Here is an 18225-nt window from a genome sequence, read left to right on the forward strand (position 1 = left end):
AAACAACAGACACACCCGGCACCACCAAACCCCCACAAAGGGACAGGATCGCTCCGGAGCAACTTTTCAAACTTACCCGATCAATCAGATCTTCGCAAATCAGCGTTTCCGCGATTTTCGATCCAATCTTCAGCCCCACCCGGCGATGGCACGCTCAAAAGCGAGCCATTTTCCAGGCTGTTATCAAGGGGGTCGGCCTCCGCGGTTCTCAGCTCCAGGCTGTCTCACTCGCGGCGACTCAGAAGACATTACACGTCCGCCGCCTCGGGCACAAATCCACACCAGCATCACCCAAAACCCCGGAAACACAGGCCAAACGGCCTCACAGCGCGGTCAAATCTCCTTCAATCGAACGAAATCATGCGACGTGAAGCCCATCACACCCCGACGGCGAGCGTCAACCCGAACGTAATCCCTGAGGGCGTCCGCCCAAACACTGTTGGTGACTACCGCCGTCGGCTGGACACGAGATGGCGTTGCCAATGGGGGTGAGAGAGCGATGGACCCAAACCCGCGGGACATGAGAGAGCGTCGGAAGGGGGCGGCGGTTATCCGGCAGCGCGCGTCCAAGGGAGGCACGACCGAGCGCGCCGAGGATGACGGCCGCCCCAGCCGCCAGCAAGCCCCAAGCGCCCCACCTACAACCACGCTTAAACGCAAAAAGGGCCGGCAACCATAACGGTTGCCGACCCTTTCAGAGCTTCGTGATTACCAGGAAGACTTGGTGATGCCCGGGAGCTCACCGCGGTGAGCCATGTCGCGGAAGCGAACACGGGAGATACCGAACTTCTGGAGCGTGCCACGGGGACGGCCGTCGATCTGGTCGCGGTTACGCAGACGGATCGGGGAGGCGTTGCGGGGCAGCTTCTGCAGGCCGAGGCGTGCAGCTTCGCGTGCTTCGTCAGTCGCGTTGGGGTCAACCAGGGTCTTCTTCAGTTCGAGACGCTTGGCAGCGTAACGCTCAACAATGACCTTGCGCTGCTCGTTGCGAGCAATCTTTGACTTCTTTGCCATGTGTTTAGCGCTCCTCTCGGAATTCGACGTGCTGGCGGATCTTGGGATCGTACTTCTTCAGGACCAGACGGTCCGGATCGTTACGACGGTTCTTGCGGGTTACGTAGGTGTAACCGGTGCCCGCAGTGGACTTCAGCTTGATGATCGGACGTACGTCCTTGTCCTTTGCCATTAGAGCTTTACTCCTCGTGCCAGGATGTCAGCAACGACTGAGTCGATGCCGCGTACGTCGATTGTCTTGATGCCACGGGCTGACAGGGTCAGCGTGACGTTACGGCGCAGGGACGGAACCCAGTAGCGCTTCTTCTGAATGTTCGGGTCGAACCGGCGCTTGTTGCGACGGTGCGAGTGCGAAATGCTGTGTCCAAAGCCCGGCTCGGCTCCGGTCACTTGGCAGTGTGCTGCCATGACTCTCCTCCAAAGATTGAATGTAACGGCGTGCAGATGTTCCTGCGTTACCGTGCGACAGGCAGCGTCCGCAGCCGGATCCAGACCATTTCGGTAGTTTCCGCAGCAAGTGCGGCGAAGAAGGCTGGCCTCAGGGTGGTCAGTGAAACACTGAATCAGGTCCTGGGATACCGGGCGAATACAGGAATGCACGCAACTTGAGCCCCTAACTACCGGCCACCGGGACGTCAGTAAAACCGACAGTCACCACTAACCGGAGCAATTGCACACGATCCGCACTACCTAGCGCCTAACTATTCTACGGGCCAAGCCAAATTAAGACCAATCAGGCATCATACGCCCCCTAAAGCTCTTTCACAGCAGAACCAAAGGATGCTTGGCGAGTCTTAGGTCATGACCTCGTTATTGACTCCCGATACCCCGGTGGAAAGCATTCCGGCGCCGGCACGGCAAACGCCTCCGACCGCCGTCGAACGTTTCCGTCCACAGGCCCGACGGCGGCTGGTCCGGGCTGATTTTCTCGGAGCACTGGGGTGGTTGTCCGGTGTGGCGGCGGTAGCCCTGTGGCTGGCCGACGGCGGCGCGAGCGGGTTCTCTTCGCTCGCTGGAACAATGACGGCGCTGGGAATTGTGGCCGGCCTCATCGGCATGGACTTGGTCCTGCTGATGCTCCTGCTGGCGGCCAGAATTCCGTTCATCGACAACACCATCGGCCATGATCGCGCCCTCGAAATCCACAAGAAACTGGGCAAGCCGGCGCTCTACTTACTCCTGTCCCACGGTCTTTTCATCGCCATTGGATACGGCGCAGCGGAGGGACTCGACCCCATCAGCGAGTCGGTCTCCCTGTGGATCAACGTGCCCGATATGTGGCTCGCGTTCGTGTCCATGGCACTGTTCATCGCCGTGGTGGTCACCTCGCTGGTGGCAGTTCGCCGCCGCTTCCCTTATGAGTTCTGGTACGCAGTCCACCTGCTCACCTATGCGGCCGTTGCGGCCGCGATCCCCCATCAGTTCAGCGTGGGTGGGCTGTTCGCCGAGGGTACCTGGCAGCGTTGGTATTGGTTGGCCTTCTGCATCGCCACGGGCGCCGCCCTCCTCTTCTACCGCGTGTATCAGCCGCTGGCCGCAAGCTTCCGGCATCAGCTCACCGTCAGCCGTGTGGTCCGCGTGGCGCCGGACGTTTTCAGTATTGAAATGACGGGCCGGCACCTCGAACGGCTGGCCGGATCCGGTGGGCGCTTCTTCTTCTGGAGGTTCCTCGCTGCCGGGCACTGGTGGCAGGCACACCCGTTCAGTTTGTCCGCGGAACCGGTCCTGGCCATGTCAGCGGCCCAAGAATCTGCAAGCCAAGGAAAACTGCGCATCACAGTCCGGAACCTCGGCGACGGCTCCGCACGCCTTGCGAAGATCAGCCCCGGCACCAAGGTGGCCATTGAAGGACCCTACGGAATGTTCAGCACGGCGGCCAGAACCCGCAACAGGGTGGTGATGATCGGAGCCGGTGTTGGCATTACCCCGCTGCGGTCGCTCCTTGAATCCACGCCGTTCGAACCCGGTCAGGCCACCGTCCTCCTCCGCGGTCACGACGAATCCGACCTCTTCTTGGGGCAGGAAATCATGTCGTTGTGCCAGGCGCGTGGCGTCACGCTCTTCCACCTGACCGGCCCCCGATCCAGCGGCAATCACGCCTGGCTCCCCCAGACGGCGGTCGCGGCCGGCTTCACGCTCAGCTCTTACGCTCTAGACATCGCCGACGCCGATGTTTACGTCTGCGGCCCAGCTCCGTGGGCTGCCTCCGTCATCCGGGATGTGCAGTGGGCGGGTGTCCCGGCAGAACAACTCCACTACGAAAGGTTTGACTGGTGAGGATCAGAGCAGCAATGGCAACGGCCCTGGCATCTGCGGGCATCCTGCTGGCCGGCTGGCAATCCGGGGCGCACATTGCCGAGACGGGCACCTCAACCACCACCAGCCTGAGCAGCAGTGCCTCAACCGGCGGCTCAGCTGCCAGCGGCAGCACCGGCTCCAGCGGCAGCGCGGCGTCGGGAAGTACGACGGCGGCAACATACGACGGCGCGTCAGTCCAGACCCGCTTCGGAACGGTCCAGGTGCAGGTGACCATCCAGGACGGCAAGATCACGGAAGTTACCCCGCTCCAGCTCACGGATGCCGAGCGGAAGTCCGCACAGATCAGCAGCCGCGCAGCTCCGGTGTTAAGGTCCGAGGTGATCCAAGCCCAGTCAGCCAACGTCCAAACCATCGGTGGGGCAACGGTCACCAGCGACGCCTACCTCACTTCGCTCCAGGCAGCCCTCGATGCAGCCCATTTCTAGGGGCCAGCAGCTCCGTGCCCGGACCTTCCGCAGCATGGGCACCGTGGTGAGCTTAACGATGGCGAGCAACAGATACGCCCAAACTGCCGTGGACGAGCTCGAGTCCGCCGTCGACGTTGTTGAAAGTATTTTCGCGCATCTTGACCTGACGTTCAGCCTGTACCGGACAGGTTCGGAAGCGAGTCGGCTGGCCCGCGGGGAGATCATGCTGGCCTACACGTCAGAGACCATGCAGGAACTCTATGCAGAGGCATCGGAGTGGCGGTTGGCAACGGACGGCGCCTTCACGTCCGAGCGTCCGGACGGCATCCTGGACCTTTCCGGGATCGTCAAGGCCCATGCGATGCGTGAGGCTGCGTTTTCGCTCCGCGCGCTTGGCCTGACGGACTGGTGCCTGAACGCGGGAGGGGATGTGTTGGTGAGCGGGACACCCGGGCCCACCGCACATGAACCGTGGCTGGCCGGCATCGTTGACCCCTTGGATCGCCAGGCTTTGCTGGGGGCGTTCCCGTTGGCATCCAAGAGTGCGCTGGCGACGTCGGGCTCAGCCGAGCGGGGTGAACATATCTGGGCAATCAGCGGCGCAGCACCGGAGTTCGCACAGGTCTCGGTGGCGGCCAGCGACATCGTCACTGCGGATGTCCTTGCCGCAGCGATCGTTGCCGGTGGCACCCGGACCTTGGATCAGGCCGTTGAAAAGTGGGGCGCGGACGTTTTGGCGGTACGCCGGGACGGCACCCTGCTGGCCACACCGGAGTTCAGGAACGCAGCCTAGAGCGGCCGGATCAGCTCGGGGTACTTGGGGCTCAAACCGTCGCCGGAGGACACTCCCCGCACACGACGGGCAACCCATGGAGCCGCAGATTCCCGGAACCAGCGTGCGTTGGCTTTCAATGCCTCCACACGATTCATCAGACGAACCGGCGCCAGCTCGGGAACTTCGATTACATGCTGGTGCTCAAGGACATCCAGGACGCGCTTTGCCATGTTGACGTGGCCGGCGGTGGACATGTGCATCCGGTCCTCACCCCAGAGGCGCCAATCGTCGTACTCGTCGAACCGCCAATAGTCCACCAGCAGGGCACCATGGTTTTCTGCAATTTCGCGCACCAGCTCGTTGTAGATCGCAGTGCGTCCGCGCATCGCGCTGAAAACCTTGGAGCCTTTCGCGTCAAAGCCAGTGAAAAGAACCACGGTGGCGCCCGACGCGCTCAACTTGGCAATGCCGGCGTCGTACTCCTCCAAAAGCGAGTCAATATCGATCTTGGGCCGCAGGATGTCGTTCGCGCCCGCATACAACGTCACCAACGTGGGCTTCATGGCTACGGCGGCATCAACCTGCTCAGCCATGATCTGCCGGAGCTTTCGGCCACGAATGGCCAGGTTGGCGTAGCCAAAGTCCGCGTTGCTGTGGGCCAGCTGCCCGGCGACGACGTCGGCCCAGCCGCGAACACCGTTGGGGCGGGCGGGATCGTCGTCTCCGACGCCCTCAGTGAACGAGTCCCCCAGGGCAACATAACGGGCAGAAAAATCCATGCCGTCAGTCTGCCACTTCAGCGCTTGAGGTCACAAAGCACCCGTTGAGGTGATTACGAGTCACGGAGGATCCAGTGGTTGTTGTCCAGGCGGGCCACGATTTTCTCGCCGATGCGGGCAAGATCCGCGACGTCGTCCGGGCTGAGCGAATCGAGCATCAGCGTCCGCACTGATTCCACATGTCCCGGGGCGAGGGTCACAATGGTGGACATGCCGGCGTCGGTCAGGTGCGCTACGGTCACGCGGGCGTCGCCGGGGTGCGCCTGACGTTCAACCCAGCCGCGTTTCTGCAGCTTGGTGACAACGTGGGAAAGGCGCGATAAGGAAGCACTCGTGCGCGCGGCGAGCTCGCTCATGGGAAGGTAGCGGCCCTCTGTTTCGGAAAGCATCGCGAGCACGTTGTAGTCGAACAAGGACAATTTGCCGGCCGACTGAAGCTGGGTATCCAACGCCGAGGGGAGCAAGGTGTTGATGCTCAGCAGGGCCAGCCAGGCACGGCGTTCGTCGGCGTTCAGCCAGCGGGGTTGAGTCATGCCTCCATCTTATGAGAATTCGCTGCTTTCTTAGGTCCAGTCCCCGGCTCAGGCGATAGGCTGGCGGCATGTTTGTCGTCTCATTGACCTACAAGGTTCCCGACGAAATTGTCGACTTCCACCGCCCTGGCCATATGGCCTGGCTTAAGGAAGCGTTCGACGCCGGGACTTTCCTTGCGTCCGGACGTCGCGTCCCAGCCACCGGCGGTGTCCTGCTCTCCAAAGTGGACAGGGCTACGCTCGATGCATCATTGGCCGAGGACCCGTTCTACAGCAATGGCGTGGCCGAGTTCGAGATCATCGAATTCACTGCCACCAGCGTGGCCGAGGGTTACGAGAACCTGCTCGATACCTGAGGTCTCTGCGCTTTTGCAGTGCCCAGCCGCTCAGGCAGCACCACCGGCATGAGTTCCGGCCAGCGAGCCATCAGGTGGTCGCCGCTTGAGACGCCGCGGAACCGCCGCGAAAGCCACGGCCCGACGTCGCGCCTCAGCCAGGCGACGTCGTCGGCGATGTTTTCGGCGCGGGTCCGCGGACGGGGAGCGGCGAGCGTTGGCGATTGGAGCGAGTGCGGAGCGCCGAGGACTTCCAGGACTTTCTTGGCCATGTAGCTGTGCCCGGCAGAGGACATGTGCAGGCGATCAGGGGCCCACATCCGCGGGTCCTGGAACTTCTCGAAACACCAATAATCCACCAGTAGCGTTTGGTACGTGGCTGCGATACGGCGAATCTGGCGATTGTAAATAGCGGTGCGCACTTTGAGCGGTTCGAGCAGGGGCGACAACGGAACGTTGTAACCCGTGAAGAGCAGGACCGTGGCTCCGCTGGCTTTGACCCTTCTGACGGCGTCCTCGTAATCCCGGATGAGCCTGCTCATATTGGGTGTAGCCGTGAGCAGGTCATTGCCGCCGGCGTAGAAGCTGACCAGCGTGGGTTTCATGGCGAGGGCGGGCTCAAGTTGTCCAGCGATGATCTGTTGGAGACGGCGGCCGCGGATGGCCAAGTTGGCGTAGCGCGTTCCGTCGTCGTGCCGGGCCAGTTCTTCTGCCACCCGGTCGGCCCAGCCACGGCAATTGTTGGGGAGCCTGAGATCGGTGTCGCCGACGCCCTCGGTGAAGGAGTCGCCGAGGGCCACAAACCTGAGGTGGTCGTTCACGGGGCTTCCCTCTTCATAGTGCGGCCTCTTCCACGAGTTTCTTCAACCCGCCTTTGCGTGGCACCTTGACCGGCTGCGGCCAGCGGGGCTGCAGGGAGTCGCCCAGCGTGATGCCCCTGAGTTTGCGGCCGAACAGCGGGACCACCCAGTCATTGACCCAACGGCGTTGCCGGCGCTCCCATTCGCGGAGCGTTACGCGGGACGGCGGATCCCACTGCTTGGGCGAAATTTTATGGGGGACGTTGAGGTGATCGAGGACCTGAGCAGCCAAATACTTGTGTCCCGCCTTCGACATGTGGAGTCGGTCCGGGGCCCACATCCGTTCGTCCTTAAAGGCGTCGAAGCACCAGTAGTCCACCAGGACGGCGTCATATCTGGCAGCAATATCGCGGACTCTCTGGTTATAGAGAGTATTCCGCTTCTTGAAGGGTTCCAGGACCGCAGACACTTTCACATCAAAGCCCGTGAACAGAACCAAAGTAGCGCCGGTTTCGCTCAGGCGCGCTACCAGCAATTCGTAATCGTTGAGGAGCGCATCCATATCGGTGCCGAAATCGAGGATGTCGTTCCCGCCGGCATACAGCGTGATGAGCGTTGGTTCCATGGCGATGGCGGGTTCCAGCTGTTCATCGATGATGTGCCGGAGCCTCTTGCTGCGCACCGCCAAATTGGCGTACTCCCAGCCAGGCTGATCCTTGGCCAACTTCTCGGCAACCCGGTCGGCCCATCCGCGGACCCCATTGGGCAGGACCTTGCTGGGATCCCCCACGCCTTCGGTGAAGGAGTCCCCGATGGCGACATACCGCCGTCGAACATTACTCCGGTCCCCGAGTTCCTCCCGCACCCCAGCGACGCTACCCGCCCCTGGTTAAGCCAGAACCAACCCAAAGTGAACAAGCCAACGGGATGTGAGAGAGCGATCGCCTGAAACCCGAGGGAAGTGAGAGAGCGTCGGAAGGCCGGGGGGCGGGCATCCGGCAGCGTGCGTCAAAGCGACGAAGGAGCAGCACGCCGAGGATGGCCGCCCACCGGCCTCCCAGCTGCGGCGGACTAAGCGGTGGAGCTGGGCTTAGCCCTCTGCCTTGCCTCGTCGCCAGTAGCCCATGAACGCCACTTGCTTACGATCAATGCCAACATCACGCACCAAGTACCGCCGCATTTCCTTGATGACGAATGCTTCGCCGGCGATCCAGGCGTAGAACGGCAGCGCACCGGCCGGCAGCGTGGGGTTCTTGCTGGCTTCAATGGCTGCGGTGTCCATGCGCTGCGGGGTTTCCCAGAGGATTTCCTGGTCCACGTTGACGTCTTCGGGCTCGGGACCGGCGGCGGTCCCGGTGCCCTTGATGCCAACCCAGCCCGGAACGGGAACAGCTTTGGCTACGGCTTCCTTCAGGAGTTCGCCGTGGGGACGGGAGCGTCCGATGGCGGCACCGCGGGCAAGCCAGGTGATTTCGATATCGGCGGCTGTGCTGATGTCCTGGAAGTCGCCGGCCTCGGGTACTTCCAGGAACGCGTGGCCGGTCATGTCGGCTGGCAGGCTTTCGAGGATGGCGCTGATGGCGGGGACCGCGGTTTCGTCGCCTGCAAGGAGCACGCGCTGGGCCAGACCCGGACGCCATTCGATGCCGCCGTAGGCGCCGGCCGTGGTGCACTGCGCTGCCCGGTTGTTGGGGCCGATGATGGTGAGGGCGTCTCCCGGTTTCGCGGCAAGGGCCCAGTTGGCTGCGGGTCCGCCATGTCCGGCCTCGTCGAAGTGCATGACAAAGTCGATGTCGATCTCCGGGTACACAGCATCGAGGCGCTCGGAGCGGACGGTGTACGTGCGCATGTCACCCCGGACGGATGGGTCCATGGCCAACCATTCCTGGTACCAGCCGGCCTGTTCCATCTTGAAGACAGGCAACGGAATGATGTTGCCGGATGCGTCGCGGGACGGAATCATCAGCTTCACGCGAAGGTCCAGGGTATCTCCGGCAACGCCAAAGTCACGCAGGGAGTAGCCGCCAAAGGTGATGCGGCGGAAGCTGGGGCTGAGCTCCTGCACGGCCGTCACGGTGACGTCGAAGGCGAGGGTCATGGGCTCCACGGCGGCGCTTGCTTTTGCCTGGGTCGGTTGTGCACTCATGAGGCGATCTCCAGTTCGTTGATTGAAGCGGGCTGTGCGTGGTGGCGTCCGATGGGGACGATCAGCGGGGTGCCTGAGATGGGGTCCGGAACCACTCGGGATTCCAGGCCGAACACGTTGAAAACGAGTTCCTCGGTGACCACTGTGGGTGCTGGCCCTTCGGCCACGATGCACCCGCCTTTCATGGCAATGACGTGGTCCGCGTAGCGGGCTGCGAGGTTGAGGTCGTGGAGCACGATTGCCACGGTGGTGCCGCGGCTGCGGTTGAGGTCCGTGATCAGGTCCAGGACTTCCACCTGATGTGCCAGGTCAAGGTAGGTGGTGGGTTCATCGAGCAGAAGAACGTCGGTTTCCTGGGCGAGGGCCATGGCTATCCAGACTCGCTGGCGCTGCCCGCCGGACAGTTCGTCGATGCTGCGGTCAGCGAGTTCCAGCGTGGAGGTGGCGTCGAGCGCGCGCTGCACCGCGGCGTCGTCGGCGGCTGACCAGCTGCGGAAGAAGCCTTGGTGCGGGTAGCGGCCGCGCCCTACGAGGTCGCGCACGGTGATGCCGTCCGGTGCGGTGGGGTGCTGCGGGAGCAGGCCGAGCGTGCGCGCAAGTTCACGGGCGGGTCGGTTGTGGATGTCCTTGCCGTCGAGCGTGACGGATCCGCCGGCTGGCTTGAGGAGTCGGGACAGGCCGCGCAGGAGTGTGGACTTGCCGCAGGCGTTGGCGCCCACGATCATGGTCACTTTGCCCTCGGGGATCTCAGTGGTGAGCCCCTCCACCACCTTGCGTGCCTCGTACTGGAGCGTGAGGTCCTTGGCATTAAGGATGGCCATGTCAGGCCTCCTTTCGATTCGACGTGACCAGCAGCCACAGGAGGAAGGGTGCACCGAGGGCGCCGGTGATGACGCCTACCGGGAGGACGGTTCCGTCCAGGATGACGGGAGCAATGTTGGAGGCGAAGAAGTCGGCGAGCAGCACGATCAAGGCACCGGTGAGGGCCGACGCCGGGAGGCTGGGTTTACGGACGATACGCCGGGCGATGGGTCCGGCGAGGAAAGCGACGAACGCTACCGGACCGGCTGCGGCAGTTGCGACGGCGGCAAGCCCGACGGCGGTCAGCACCAGTCCCAGCCGGGCGGCGTTGACCCTGATGCCGAGGCCGGCGGCGGCGTCATCCCCGAGTTCGAGGATGCGCAACGGGCCGGCAAGGGCAATGACGGCGGGGATCAGGATCAGCAAGGAGACTGCGAGGACGCCAGCGCGGTCCCAGGTGGCGGAGTTCAGGGATCCGTTGAGCCAGATGAGGGCATCCGCGGCGGTGCGGATGTCCGCGCGGGTCATGAGGAAGTTGACCACTGCGTGCAGTGCAGCGGCGATGCCAACACCGGCAAGGATGAGGCGGTTGCCTGCAGCGTTGCCGCGGCTGCCTCCGCCCGCGCCGGAACCGCCGCGGGAGATTGCGTAGATGATGGCCGCAACGCCGAGTGCTCCACCGAGTGCAGCCCCGGAAACGACCGCTCCGGAGGCACCGAAGATCACGATTGCCGTCACGGCAGCGGCGCTGGCGCCATAGCTGATGCCGATGATGTCCGGGCTGGCCAAGGGGTTCCGCAGCATGGTCTGGAAGAGCGCGCCGGCCAGGCCGAAAGCTACGCCAATCATGGTGCCCACCACTGCGCGGGGCAGTTTGTGCTCCATCACGATGAAGCTGGCACCGGGGATTTTCTCGCCCCCGGTCAAGTGGTTGATCACGATGGTGAAGAAGTCCGGGATGGTCACGGTGTAGCTGCCCAGGAGCACGTACACCGCGAACATGACCAGGAGCGCCAGCCCGAGGAAGAACGTGGGGCTCAGGACTCGCCGAAGTGACAGTTGATGCTGATGTTTGGGGGAAAAATTGTCATTCAGTGCCAACTCGGGGGCGGATTTGAGGACGGTCACAGTCCGGCCCCCTTTCCGCGCCGGATGAGCCAGACGAAGACGGGGGCGCCAATAATGGCGGTCATGATGCCCGCGGGGACTTCACCGGGGAGCAAAATGACGCGGCCAACGATGTCGGCGATGATCAGCAGGATGGGGGCCGCGACCGCGGAGAACGGCAGGATCCAGCGGTAGTCCGGCCCGGTCAGCGAGCGGACAGCGTGCGGAATGACGAGGCCCAGGAAGGCGATCGGTCCGGCCACGGCAGTGGCGGATCCACAGAGCAAGACGATTCCCAGCCCGGTGATGCTGCGGGCCAACGTGACGTTCTGTCCGAGGCCTCGGGCAATATCGTCGCCCAGGGCAAGGCTGTTCAAGATACGGCCGCCGGCCAGCACAATCACGGCCCCGACGGCCAGGAACGGCAGCGCCGGAAGGAGGACGGACCAGTCACGGCCGCCAATAGTGCCCACCTGCCAGAAGCGGAAACGGTCAAAAGTGTCCTGGCTTGAAACCAGGATGACGTTCATGAGGGAGAACAGGCCTGCGCTCAGGGCAGCACCTGCGAGGGCGAGCTTGACCGGCGTCGCACCATCCCGTCCCAGGGAAGCGACGGCGTAAACCACGACGGCGGCTGCCGCGGCACCGAAGAAGGCGAACCAGATGTAACCGGACAGCGAGCCGATACCGAAAACGTAGATCCCTACGACCACTGCGAGAGCGGCACCGGCGTTGAGGCCCAGGATGCCCGGATCGGCAAGCGGGTTGCGGGCTACGCCTTGCATGGCTGCACCGGCCAGGCCAAGTGCGGCCCCGGCGAGCAAGCCCAGCACGGTGCGGGGAACCCGGGCGATGACCACAGCGTGGTTACCGTCCTCCGGATTGAAGTTGGTGAGCGCCTCCCACACGGTGTTGAGGGGAAGTCCGCGTGCGCCGATCGCCAAGGATGCGGCGCAGACTGCGGCGAGTACGACGACGGCGGCCAGCAGCCAAGCGGTGCGCTTGCCTGCCATGCTGCGGGAGACGGTTCCCCCTCCGGTTCCAGCAGTTTCAGGGGCGATGCCTCCCGGGCCAGCCGACACCAAAGTGCCGTTGCCCCGTCCCTGGACTGCCGTCGTCGTACTCAGTTTCATTGCAGTTACTTGCCCGCTGCGTCCGCAGCCTTACCCAGCTGCGGCAGGAACGTGTCCAGCGCCCACGGCAGGCTCAGCGGCGAAGAAGCGGAGATGGAGAGAGTCAGCGTCTGGTCCGAATCAGCAACCAGGGCGCCCTTCTTGATGGCCGGGATCTGGCCAAGCAGCGGGTCGGCCTTGATGGCGTCGGCTGTGGTTGCGTCCGGAACCCAAGTGACGAAAACGTCGGATTCGAGCTCATTGGCCTTTTCAGCGGACCACGGGATGAAGAATTCCGTAGCGCTCTTGGTGTTCTGCTCCACCACGGGGGCCAGCTTCATGCCGATTTCGGAGAGGAATCGGGGGCGGTTGTCGATGGCCGTGTAAACGTTGGCGCCATCGCCCTTGGCAGGTTCAAGGTTGCCGTAGATGAAGGTCTTGTCCTTGATCTGAGGGAACTTGGAAACCTTGTCCTTGACGGTGGTTTCGGTGTCCTCGATCAGCTTCTTGGCTTCGGCTTCCTTGCCCAGTGCCTTACCGATCAGGGTGGTGCTTTCCTGCCACGGGGTCCCGTAGGCGAGCTCCGGCTGCGCCACAACGGGGGCGATTTCGCTGAGCTTCTTGTAGTCAGCCTCCTCAAGGCCCGAGTAGGCCGCCAGGATAACGTCCGGGTTGAGCTTGGCGATCTCGGTGAAGTTGATGCCATCTGCCTCGGAGAACTGAACGGGAGCCTTGTCGGTGCCAAAGCCGGCGCCGAGCTTCTCCAGTGCTGCGTCCTTCCAAGGGGTGGAGCCCTGCTCGTTGTTGCCCCACTCGTTCTTCGGGACACCCACGGGAACAACGCCCAGTGCGATCGCGACGTCGTCATTGACCCACGAGACGGTGACTACGCGCTTGGGCTGTTCCTTGATGGTGGTCTCACCAAAGACGTTCTTGATGGTCACCGGGAAAGCTGAGGAGGCTGCCTGCTCAGTTGCAGGTGTGGACGTTGCCGGACCAGTGGAGCAGCCGGTGAGGGTAAGAGCGACGGCGGCAAGTGCGGCCGTCGCGGTTCCTGCTGTTTTGAGCAGGGCGCGGCGTGGGAGAAGGGAAGCCACGGGACTCCTTAAGTAAGTGATGCGAACCTAAGTAAGGCTAGCCTAGCCTGCCGATAATTAAGAAACGTTTGCGTCACCTAATCCCCCTCATGAGTGGAATGGGATGCAGATCACACCCTCTCTCACCTCCCAGGCCCTTCCTCGGGACCGTCTCTCACATCCCGAGCCCTTCACCCGAACGCTCTCTCAGTGGACATCCGCCGGGAGTCTTGAAAGTATTGGCGGCAGCGGACTACCGCTTCTTACGGAATCGAACGAGGGGATGAGCGTGCGCACTGTTTCAGTTGCCGCAGCCATGGTTGGCGAGGTGGCCGCTTCGGCCTGCTTGGCACTCCCCCGCACGTCGGTATCTTCCTAGACTCTTAGCCGCGCACCCCTTTTCAGGGTCTCTTTGCTGCGCCCGCTTTCCCGGATGACCGACGACTTCTGCCCCCCGAGCGCCCACATTCTGCGCACGGACGTCGACCATTTCCGAAAGAAGCTTTGCCATGCAGAAAATCACTGCCCAACAGATCCGTTCGTCTTTCATCAACGCCAGCAAGTCCGAAGCCGCCAAGGTCAACCTGCCCCGCGACTTCGAAACCCTCGACTGGGACAACCTGGAGTTCCTCGGCTGGCGCGACGAGAAAATGCCCCAACGCGGTTACCTCGTGGTTCCGCACCGGGGCAAACTCACCGGAATTCTGCTCCGCGCTCCCGAAGGCGGTTCGGGGAAGCGGCGCGTGGTCCTCTGCGAACTGTGCCGCGACGTCTTCTCCAAGGACGACGTTTACCTGTGGGTCGCCAAGAAAGCCGGTCAATCCGGTAAAGACGGGAACACTGTGGGGACCCTGATCTGCGCCGAGTTCGGCTGCAGCGCCAACGTGCGCAAGGAGCCACCCGTCAACGAGATCAACCCGGACCCGGCCGTCGTCGTTGTTCGGCAGATCGCGGGACTGGAGTCCAGGACCGAACAGTTCCTGGACCGGGTCCGGGCTAAGTAACCAACCAGTCCCAAGTAGGTAGCAGCACGTGCCGTTTAGAACCCTCAAAACGGCATGATCTGCTACCTACTTGGGGCAGCCACGCTACTCAGGGGCGATAGTGACGGTGGCCCCCTCCCCGGAGCTATCGAAGCCCAACTGGCACGACAACCGGGACTGATTCTCGATGTACGTGTCCGTTTCAACGAGTAATTCCAGCTCGTCCTCGCTACGGTCCCCCGAGGACGGAAATGCCTCCTTTTCCAGGAACACATGGCACGTGGCGCAGGACGCGGTGCCGCCACAGGACGCGAGGATGGGGAAGTCGTTGTCGCGCAGGACTTCCATAAGGGACTGATCGGCTGACCACTCGACGACGTGTTGCTGGCCTTCACGGTCTACGACGTTGATTTGCTTGGTGCTCATTGCACGTTCCTTCTGTTGGTGCGAAAGGTACTTGTCCAAAAGATCAGATGGCGGCTTCTGCCAGGGAGGTGCCAGGGGCTGAAACGAGAACCGGGTCCAGGGCTGCTCCGATGAGCCTTTTGGCTGCCATGAAGTCCTTGAGGGAATCGATGGTGTCCACGGCTGACAACTTGCCGTTTCGGAGGTAAACCACGGAGAACTTCTTGTCCTCCACGTTCCCCCGCACAATTGCGTCATCGTCCGGGTGCCGCACCCCGGCTGTCTGCAGCCTCACGCCGTGCTGGACCGTCCAGAACCACGGTATGTCCGGGTCCTTCCGCGGTTTCTCCACAATGTGGTGGACGATGCTGTCCGCTTGGGCCTGTGCATTCTGGATACATTCCAGGCGGAGGCTGGATCCATCGAAAGGACTCGTGAAGCGGGTGACATCACCAGCGGCATAGACCTCCGGATGCGACGTCCGCCCATGCTGGTCCACCAGAATGCCGTCATTGCATTCCAGGCCGGCAGCTTCGGCCAACTGCTGGTTGGGAACCACGCCGATCCCGGCAATCACGACGTCGGCAGGGTAGCTTCCGCCGTCGGCTGTCAGTACGCGCTCAGCACGTTCGTCGCCCTCAACTGCCGTAACAGCCGCACCGAACACGAACCGCACTCCGTGATTCTCATGGTGCTGCTCGAAGAACCGGGAAACGGGCTCGGACGTCACGCGACTCATCACGCGGTCCTGGAATTCGAGGACCGTAACGTCGCAATCAAGTGCTGCCGCGGCCGCCGCCACTTCCAGTCCTATGTAGCCCGCACCAACGATAACTACCCGGGCACCAGGGGTGAGCTGGGTCCGGAGGCGAGCGGCGTCGTCGAACGTTTTCAGCGTTTGTACGCCTGGAAGGTCACCGCCCGGGATCCGCAGCGCCCGCGCGGTGGATCCGGTGGCGATCACCAGCCGGTGGTAGGCGCGGACGCTGCCGTCAGACAGCGTGACCGAGCGATTTTCGACGTCGATCTGCCGAATGTCCAGTCCGAGCACTGTCTCGATACACCGTTCCTGGTAGTACCCGGCGCGTCGCAAAGGGGTGACCTGCTCCGCCGATCCAGGTTTCAGCAAATCCTTGGACAGCGGGGGCCGTTCGTAAGGGAGGCGGCCATCGGCGTCGACCAGCAGCACCCCACCGTCCCAGCCCTGGCTCCGAAGCCCGGCAGCGACGGAAACTCCCGCGTGCCCGGCACCAATGATGATGATCGGTTCAGTAGGGATACGTGGCTCATGCATCGGACTTCTCCATGGTGACGAACAGGTGCTCCGGACCGGAGTTGGTGAGGTTGTTGCCGCGTACATACTCGATTGGCTTCGTGGGATCCAGAGCCAGATTGGCAAGTCGGTGCGCCAGAAGTTCAATGGTCACGGTGGTCTCCAGACGGGCCAGCGGAGCTCCGAGGCAGCTGTGCACACCGTGGCCGAAACCGAGATGGCCTTCAGGCCTGCGGTCGATGTCGAACTCGGCCGCATTGGGGTACTTTCGGTTGTCCCAGTTGGCGGCGGCTGGCATGAGCCGGACTACCGAACCTTTGGGCAGGACCACCCCGGCGACCTCTACGTCCCCGGTGGTGATACGACTTACCCGCTGCACCGTACCGCGATACCGCGCGAGTTCCTCCATGAACAACTCGGTGTCCCCGGGCGTTTCCCGGATACGGGCCAGAAGCTCCGGTTTTTCGGCGAACACCCGGAAGGCGTTGGCGATCAGGATGGTGGTGGTGTCGTGCCCGGCCACGAAGACGAAAGCGCACAACTCCTTGGCCTCCTTCTCACTGAGCAGCCCGTCCTTCCACATCCGGGCGATTTGTCCGCCGACGGACTGGTTCTCCTCCGCATGCAGGCGCTCGAGGTTCTCCTTGAGGAAGTCGAAGAACTCGAAGGCACTCTGCTCGTCGGTACCGGTGCCATTGGCATTCCGGGCGAGTCGGCCAAAGTAGCTGAAGGTCTCGTCGGACCAGAATTTGAGCTTGTCGAAGTCCGGGTTGGGCACATCCAGGAGCGCGCTGATGGTGGACATGCTAAGGGGAATGGCGTAGTGGTCCACGGCATCTCCGCCTCCGGCTGCGAGCATCCTGTCCAAATACTTATTGGCGTTCTCCCGAACCCTGTCCTCAAAGGTGGCTACCGCCTTGGGTGTGAACGCCTGAGCCACCACCTGGCGAAGACGGCCATGGTTGGGAGCATCGAGCAGCGTCAGAAAGGTCAGCGGGACGGGATCCACTACCTGGGAGGAGAACACCTTGGGTGCACGGAGGCCCTTCCGGACGTCGTCATAGCGGGTGATGAACCACACGTCCGACTGCGGGGTATGGCAGCGCAACACGGGGGCGTTTTCCAGCATCCACTGGTAATGCGCGTAGGGGTCGCCTTGACTGCCGTCGTCCACCACCTTGAATGGCTCCAGCCCTTCAGGCCATTCCAGCTCGTGGGAGTAAGGCGGTAGCTTGATCGGGTCATGCTCGACGACGGCACCCGCCTCGCCGTCGGAATCGGCAGTGGCGTCCGAGGGACTTATCGGACAGCCGGATTCCGACACTAAGCGTGGGGCTTCTTCCACTGGCTCGGCGGCGACGGGGCACGTCAAAGGCTCAGACATCATTGTCCTACTTTCGGAGGGTGGCGGGATCTGCAAGGTCCGCCGGGCTGATGTGATGCAGATCTCCAGTCTGTGGATCTGCGGCCTGCGGATGAACAGCCCTTCCGCTGAGCGGAATGAGTTGCTGAAATGAGAGACGGCGCGAGCTGGCTACGGCCGGCGCGAACTGGCTACAGCCGGCGCGAACCCGGAAGCCTGTTATCAGCGCCGAGGGTCCGCGAGATACCGTGGGCCGCCGTCAGCAGTGACGGAATGATGGCCGGGACGTTGGCTTCGCCGCGGGGGACGATCGCGTTGAGGGACGCCGCAATCTTTCCGGCGATTCCGAAGACCGGGACGGCTATCCCGATCCAGTCCATGTGACCAATCCCTGGAATGGCCACGTGCCCACGCTGCCGGATATCGGCCAGGTGTTTGCGAATGATCGATGGGTCGGTGATGGTATCCGTGGTAACAGCTTCAAGGGGCAGCGAAAGAACTTCGTCCTGGTACGCCGTATCGGAATACGCCAGGAGAACCAGCCCTGACGACGCCGCGTGGATGGGCATGCGTTGGGCTATATGGGCAGCATCCAGCGGAGATTCCGGATCAGACAGCCGTTCAACGTAAAGAACAGACCCCCTGTCCAGGATGGCCAGGGTGGTGTGCTGCCGGACGGTGGCCTGGACATCCTCCATGTAGGGAAGTGCCACTTCCTGCAGGCCCAGCGCCAGGGATCCGCGGGCCCCGAGTTCCCACATCCGCATGCCGACTCGGAGCTCGTCCCCCGAGACTTTCTCAATCAAGCCGTGCCGGACTAGTTCCTGCACGAGCCGATGAGTAGTAGTCAGAGGGAGCCCTGCACGCCGCGCCAACCCCGACAACGTCATGGTGGGAAGCGAGCGGTCAAAGGCCGACATCAACCGGACAACCCGGCTGATGACGGATTCCCCGGGCACGGAATCAGTCATGCAGTGAGTTTGCCACGATCCCGCCC

General features: G+C 62.9%; 21 protein-coding genes. 5 read left to right on the top strand and 16 right to left on the bottom strand.

The features are described 5' to 3' along the window. Positions 1-708 precede the first annotated feature (708 nt). The 3 genes from rpsN to rpmB are packed head-to-tail and all read right to left on the bottom strand — an operon-like array spanning position 709 to position 1422. The gene (gene rpsN, locus CQ020_RS15155) at positions 709-1014 is read right to left on the bottom strand and encodes a 30S ribosomal protein S14 (RefSeq protein ID WP_011776360.1); all 306 of its coding nucleotides are present in this window, start codon (positions 1012-1014) and stop codon (positions 709-711) included. Between the two features lie 4 nt (positions 1015-1018). Then, a complete protein-coding gene (gene rpmG / locus CQ020_RS15160) occupies positions 1019-1186 on the bottom strand; it encodes a 50S ribosomal protein L33 (RefSeq protein WP_003798558.1) in 168 nt (55 codons plus the stop codon). Then, entirely contained in the window at positions 1186-1422 is a 237-nt protein-coding gene (gene rpmB / locus CQ020_RS15165) for a 50S ribosomal protein L28 (protein WP_011776361.1), read from the bottom strand. The genes rpmG and rpmB overlap by 1 nt, the downstream gene beginning before the upstream one ends. Positions 1423-1815: 393 nt before the next feature. On the opposite strand from rpmB, the gene CQ020_RS15170 reads away from it, so the two are divergent. From CQ020_RS15170 to CQ020_RS15180, 3 genes are read left to right on the top strand one after another with little or no spacing between them, the layout of a single operon-like run. Next, entirely contained in the window at positions 1816-3291 is a 1476-nt protein-coding gene (locus CQ020_RS15170) for a ferric reductase-like transmembrane domain-containing protein (protein ID WP_105692607.1), read from the top strand. Then, complete coding sequence (locus tag CQ020_RS15175; protein ID WP_258141904.1) at positions 3288-3758, top strand: FMN-binding protein; 471 nt, start codon at positions 3288-3290, stop codon at positions 3756-3758. Before CQ020_RS15170 ends, CQ020_RS15175 begins: the two co-directional genes overlap by 4 nt. Next, positions 3742-4533 carry an FAD:protein FMN transferase gene (locus tag CQ020_RS15180; protein WP_258141905.1) on the top strand — a complete coding sequence of 264 codons (792 nt, stop codon included), beginning with the start codon at positions 3742-3744 and terminating at the stop codon, positions 4531-4533. Before CQ020_RS15175 ends, CQ020_RS15180 begins: the two co-directional genes overlap by 17 nt. Here the strand turns inward: CQ020_RS15180 and CQ020_RS15185 are convergent. Then, on the bottom strand, positions 4530-5294 hold the full coding sequence (locus CQ020_RS15185; RefSeq protein WP_105692609.1) for an SGNH/GDSL hydrolase family protein: 765 nt from the start codon (positions 5292-5294) through the stop codon (positions 4530-4532). The genes CQ020_RS15180 and CQ020_RS15185 overlap by 4 nt on opposite strands. 53 nt (positions 5295-5347) lie before the next feature. Continuing rightward, positions 5348-5827 carry a MarR family winged helix-turn-helix transcriptional regulator gene (locus CQ020_RS15190; RefSeq protein ID WP_105692610.1) on the bottom strand — a complete coding sequence of 160 codons (480 nt, stop codon included), beginning with the start codon at positions 5825-5827 and terminating at the stop codon, positions 5348-5350. 68 nt (positions 5828-5895) lie between these two features. Here CQ020_RS15190 and CQ020_RS15195 point away from each other — a divergent pair, with 68 nt between their 5' ends. After that, positions 5896-6183: a YciI family protein gene (locus tag CQ020_RS15195; RefSeq protein ID WP_024818432.1), complete on the top strand. Its 288-nt coding sequence runs from the start codon at positions 5896-5898 to the stop codon at positions 6181-6183. On the opposite strand, the gene CQ020_RS15200 is transcribed toward CQ020_RS15195, so the two are convergent. The 7 genes from CQ020_RS15200 to CQ020_RS15230 all read right to left on the bottom strand — a co-directional run bounded on the left by CQ020_RS15200 (position 6159) and on the right by CQ020_RS15230 (position 13225). Beyond that, entirely contained in the window at positions 6159-6983 is an 825-nt protein-coding gene (locus tag CQ020_RS15200; protein ID WP_105692611.1) for an SGNH/GDSL hydrolase family protein, read from the bottom strand. The two genes, CQ020_RS15195 and CQ020_RS15200, sit on opposite strands and share 25 nt — an antisense overlap. A gap of 13 nt (positions 6984-6996) precedes the next feature. After that, positions 6997-7827, bottom strand: a complete 831-nt coding sequence (locus CQ020_RS15205; RefSeq protein ID WP_105692612.1) for an SGNH/GDSL hydrolase family protein — start codon at positions 7825-7827, stop codon at positions 6997-6999. A gap of 225 nt (positions 7828-8052) precedes the next feature. Continuing rightward, positions 8053-9108 carry a siderophore-interacting protein gene (locus tag CQ020_RS15210; RefSeq protein ID WP_105692613.1) on the bottom strand — a complete coding sequence of 352 codons (1056 nt, stop codon included), beginning with the start codon at positions 9106-9108 and terminating at the stop codon, positions 8053-8055. After that, positions 9105-9929, bottom strand: a complete 825-nt coding sequence (locus CQ020_RS15215) for an ABC transporter ATP-binding protein (protein WP_105692614.1) — start codon at positions 9927-9929, stop codon at positions 9105-9107. The genes CQ020_RS15210 and CQ020_RS15215 overlap by 4 nt, the downstream gene beginning before the upstream one ends. 1 nt (position 9930) lies before the next feature. Continuing rightward, on the bottom strand, positions 9931-10911 hold the full coding sequence (locus CQ020_RS15220) for an iron chelate uptake ABC transporter family permease subunit (RefSeq protein WP_258141915.1): 981 nt from the start codon (positions 10909-10911) through the stop codon (positions 9931-9933). 122 nt (positions 10912-11033) lie between these two features. Beyond that, entirely contained in the window at positions 11034-12149 is a 1116-nt protein-coding gene (locus CQ020_RS15225; RefSeq protein ID WP_105692616.1) for an iron ABC transporter permease, read from the bottom strand. A 5-nt stretch (positions 12150-12154) separates the two neighbouring features. Then, positions 12155-13225, bottom strand: coding sequence for an iron-siderophore ABC transporter substrate-binding protein (locus CQ020_RS15230; protein ID WP_105692617.1), 1071 nt, complete (start codon positions 13223-13225; stop codon positions 12155-12157). Positions 13226-13713: 488 nt separating this feature from the next. Between CQ020_RS15230 and CQ020_RS15235 the strand changes: the two genes are divergently transcribed. Beyond that, positions 13714-14208, top strand: a complete 495-nt coding sequence (locus CQ020_RS15235; RefSeq protein WP_105692618.1) for an FBP domain-containing protein — start codon at positions 13714-13716, stop codon at positions 14206-14208. Between the two features lie 84 nt (positions 14209-14292). Here CQ020_RS15235 and CQ020_RS15240 read toward each other — a convergent pair whose 3' ends face one another. The 4 genes from CQ020_RS15240 to CQ020_RS15255 form a co-directional block, all read right to left on the bottom strand. Then, positions 14293-14613, bottom strand: a complete 321-nt coding sequence (locus CQ020_RS15240) for a 2Fe-2S iron-sulfur cluster-binding protein (protein ID WP_105692619.1) — start codon at positions 14611-14613, stop codon at positions 14293-14295. Between the two features lie 43 nt (positions 14614-14656). Next, the gene (locus CQ020_RS15245) at positions 14657-15886 is read right to left on the bottom strand and encodes an NAD(P)/FAD-dependent oxidoreductase (RefSeq protein WP_181151899.1); all 1230 of its coding nucleotides are present in this window, start codon (positions 15884-15886) and stop codon (positions 14657-14659) included. After that, on the bottom strand, positions 15879-17252 hold the full coding sequence (locus CQ020_RS15250; RefSeq protein ID WP_105692621.1) for a cytochrome P450: 1374 nt from the start codon (positions 17250-17252) through the stop codon (positions 15879-15881). The genes CQ020_RS15245 and CQ020_RS15250 overlap by 8 nt, the downstream gene beginning before the upstream one ends. Before the next feature lie 167 nt (positions 17253-17419). After that, positions 17420-18199, bottom strand: a complete 780-nt coding sequence (locus tag CQ020_RS15255; RefSeq protein ID WP_105692622.1) for an IclR family transcriptional regulator — start codon at positions 18197-18199, stop codon at positions 17420-17422. Between the last annotated feature and the right edge of the window lie 26 nt (positions 18200-18225).

This window comes from Arthrobacter sp. MYb23 (assembly GCF_002979775.1).
Classification (GTDB): domain Bacteria; phylum Actinomycetota; class Actinomycetes; order Actinomycetales; family Micrococcaceae; genus Arthrobacter.

Coding starts and splice junctions, on each gene's coding strand:
- rpsN (WP_011776360.1), bottom strand. CDS start 1,014: ATGGCAAAGAAGTCAAAGATTGCTCGCAACGAGCAGCGCAAGGTCATT.
- rpmG (WP_003798558.1), bottom strand. CDS start 1,186: ATGGCAAAGGACAAGGACGTACGTCCGATCATCAAGCTGAAGTCCACT.
- rpmB (WP_011776361.1), bottom strand. CDS start 1,422: ATGGCAGCACACTGCCAAGTGACCGGAGCCGAGCCGGGCTTTGGACAC.
- CQ020_RS15170 (WP_105692607.1), top strand. CDS start 1,816: ATGACCTCGTTATTGACTCCCGATACCCCGGTGGAAAGCATTCCGGCG.
- CQ020_RS15180 (WP_258141905.1), top strand. CDS start 3,742: ATGCAGCCCATTTCTAGGGGCCAGCAGCTCCGTGCCCGGACCTTCCGC.
- CQ020_RS15185 (WP_105692609.1), bottom strand. CDS start 5,294: ATGGATTTTTCTGCCCGTTATGTTGCCCTGGGGGACTCGTTCACTGAG.
- CQ020_RS15190 (WP_105692610.1), bottom strand. CDS start 5,827: ATGACTCAACCCCGCTGGCTGAACGCCGACGAACGCCGTGCCTGGCTG.
- CQ020_RS15195 (WP_024818432.1), top strand. CDS start 5,896: ATGTTTGTCGTCTCATTGACCTACAAGGTTCCCGACGAAATTGTCGAC.
- CQ020_RS15210 (WP_105692613.1), bottom strand. CDS start 9,108: ATGAGTGCACAACCGACCCAGGCAAAAGCAAGCGCCGCCGTGGAGCCC.
- CQ020_RS15215 (WP_105692614.1), bottom strand. CDS start 9,929: ATGGCCATCCTTAATGCCAAGGACCTCACGCTCCAGTACGAGGCACGC.
- CQ020_RS15220 (WP_258141915.1), bottom strand. CDS start 10,911: ATGTTCGCGGTGTACGTGCTCCTGGGCAGCTACACCGTGACCATCCCG.
- CQ020_RS15225 (WP_105692616.1), bottom strand. CDS start 12,149: ATGAAACTGAGTACGACGACGGCAGTCCAGGGACGGGGCAACGGCACT.
- CQ020_RS15235 (WP_105692618.1), top strand. CDS start 13,714: ATGCAGAAAATCACTGCCCAACAGATCCGTTCGTCTTTCATCAACGCC.
- CQ020_RS15240 (WP_105692619.1), bottom strand. CDS start 14,613: ATGAGCACCAAGCAAATCAACGTCGTAGACCGTGAAGGCCAGCAACAC.
- CQ020_RS15245 (WP_181151899.1), bottom strand. CDS start 15,886: ATGCATGAGCCACGTATCCCTACTGAACCGATCATCATCATTGGTGCC.
- CQ020_RS15250 (WP_105692621.1), bottom strand. CDS start 17,252: ATGATGTCTGAGCCTTTGACGTGCCCCGTCGCCGCCGAGCCAGTGGAA.
- CQ020_RS15255 (WP_105692622.1), bottom strand. CDS start 18,199: ATGACTGATTCCGTGCCCGGGGAATCCGTCATCAGCCGGGTTGTCCGG.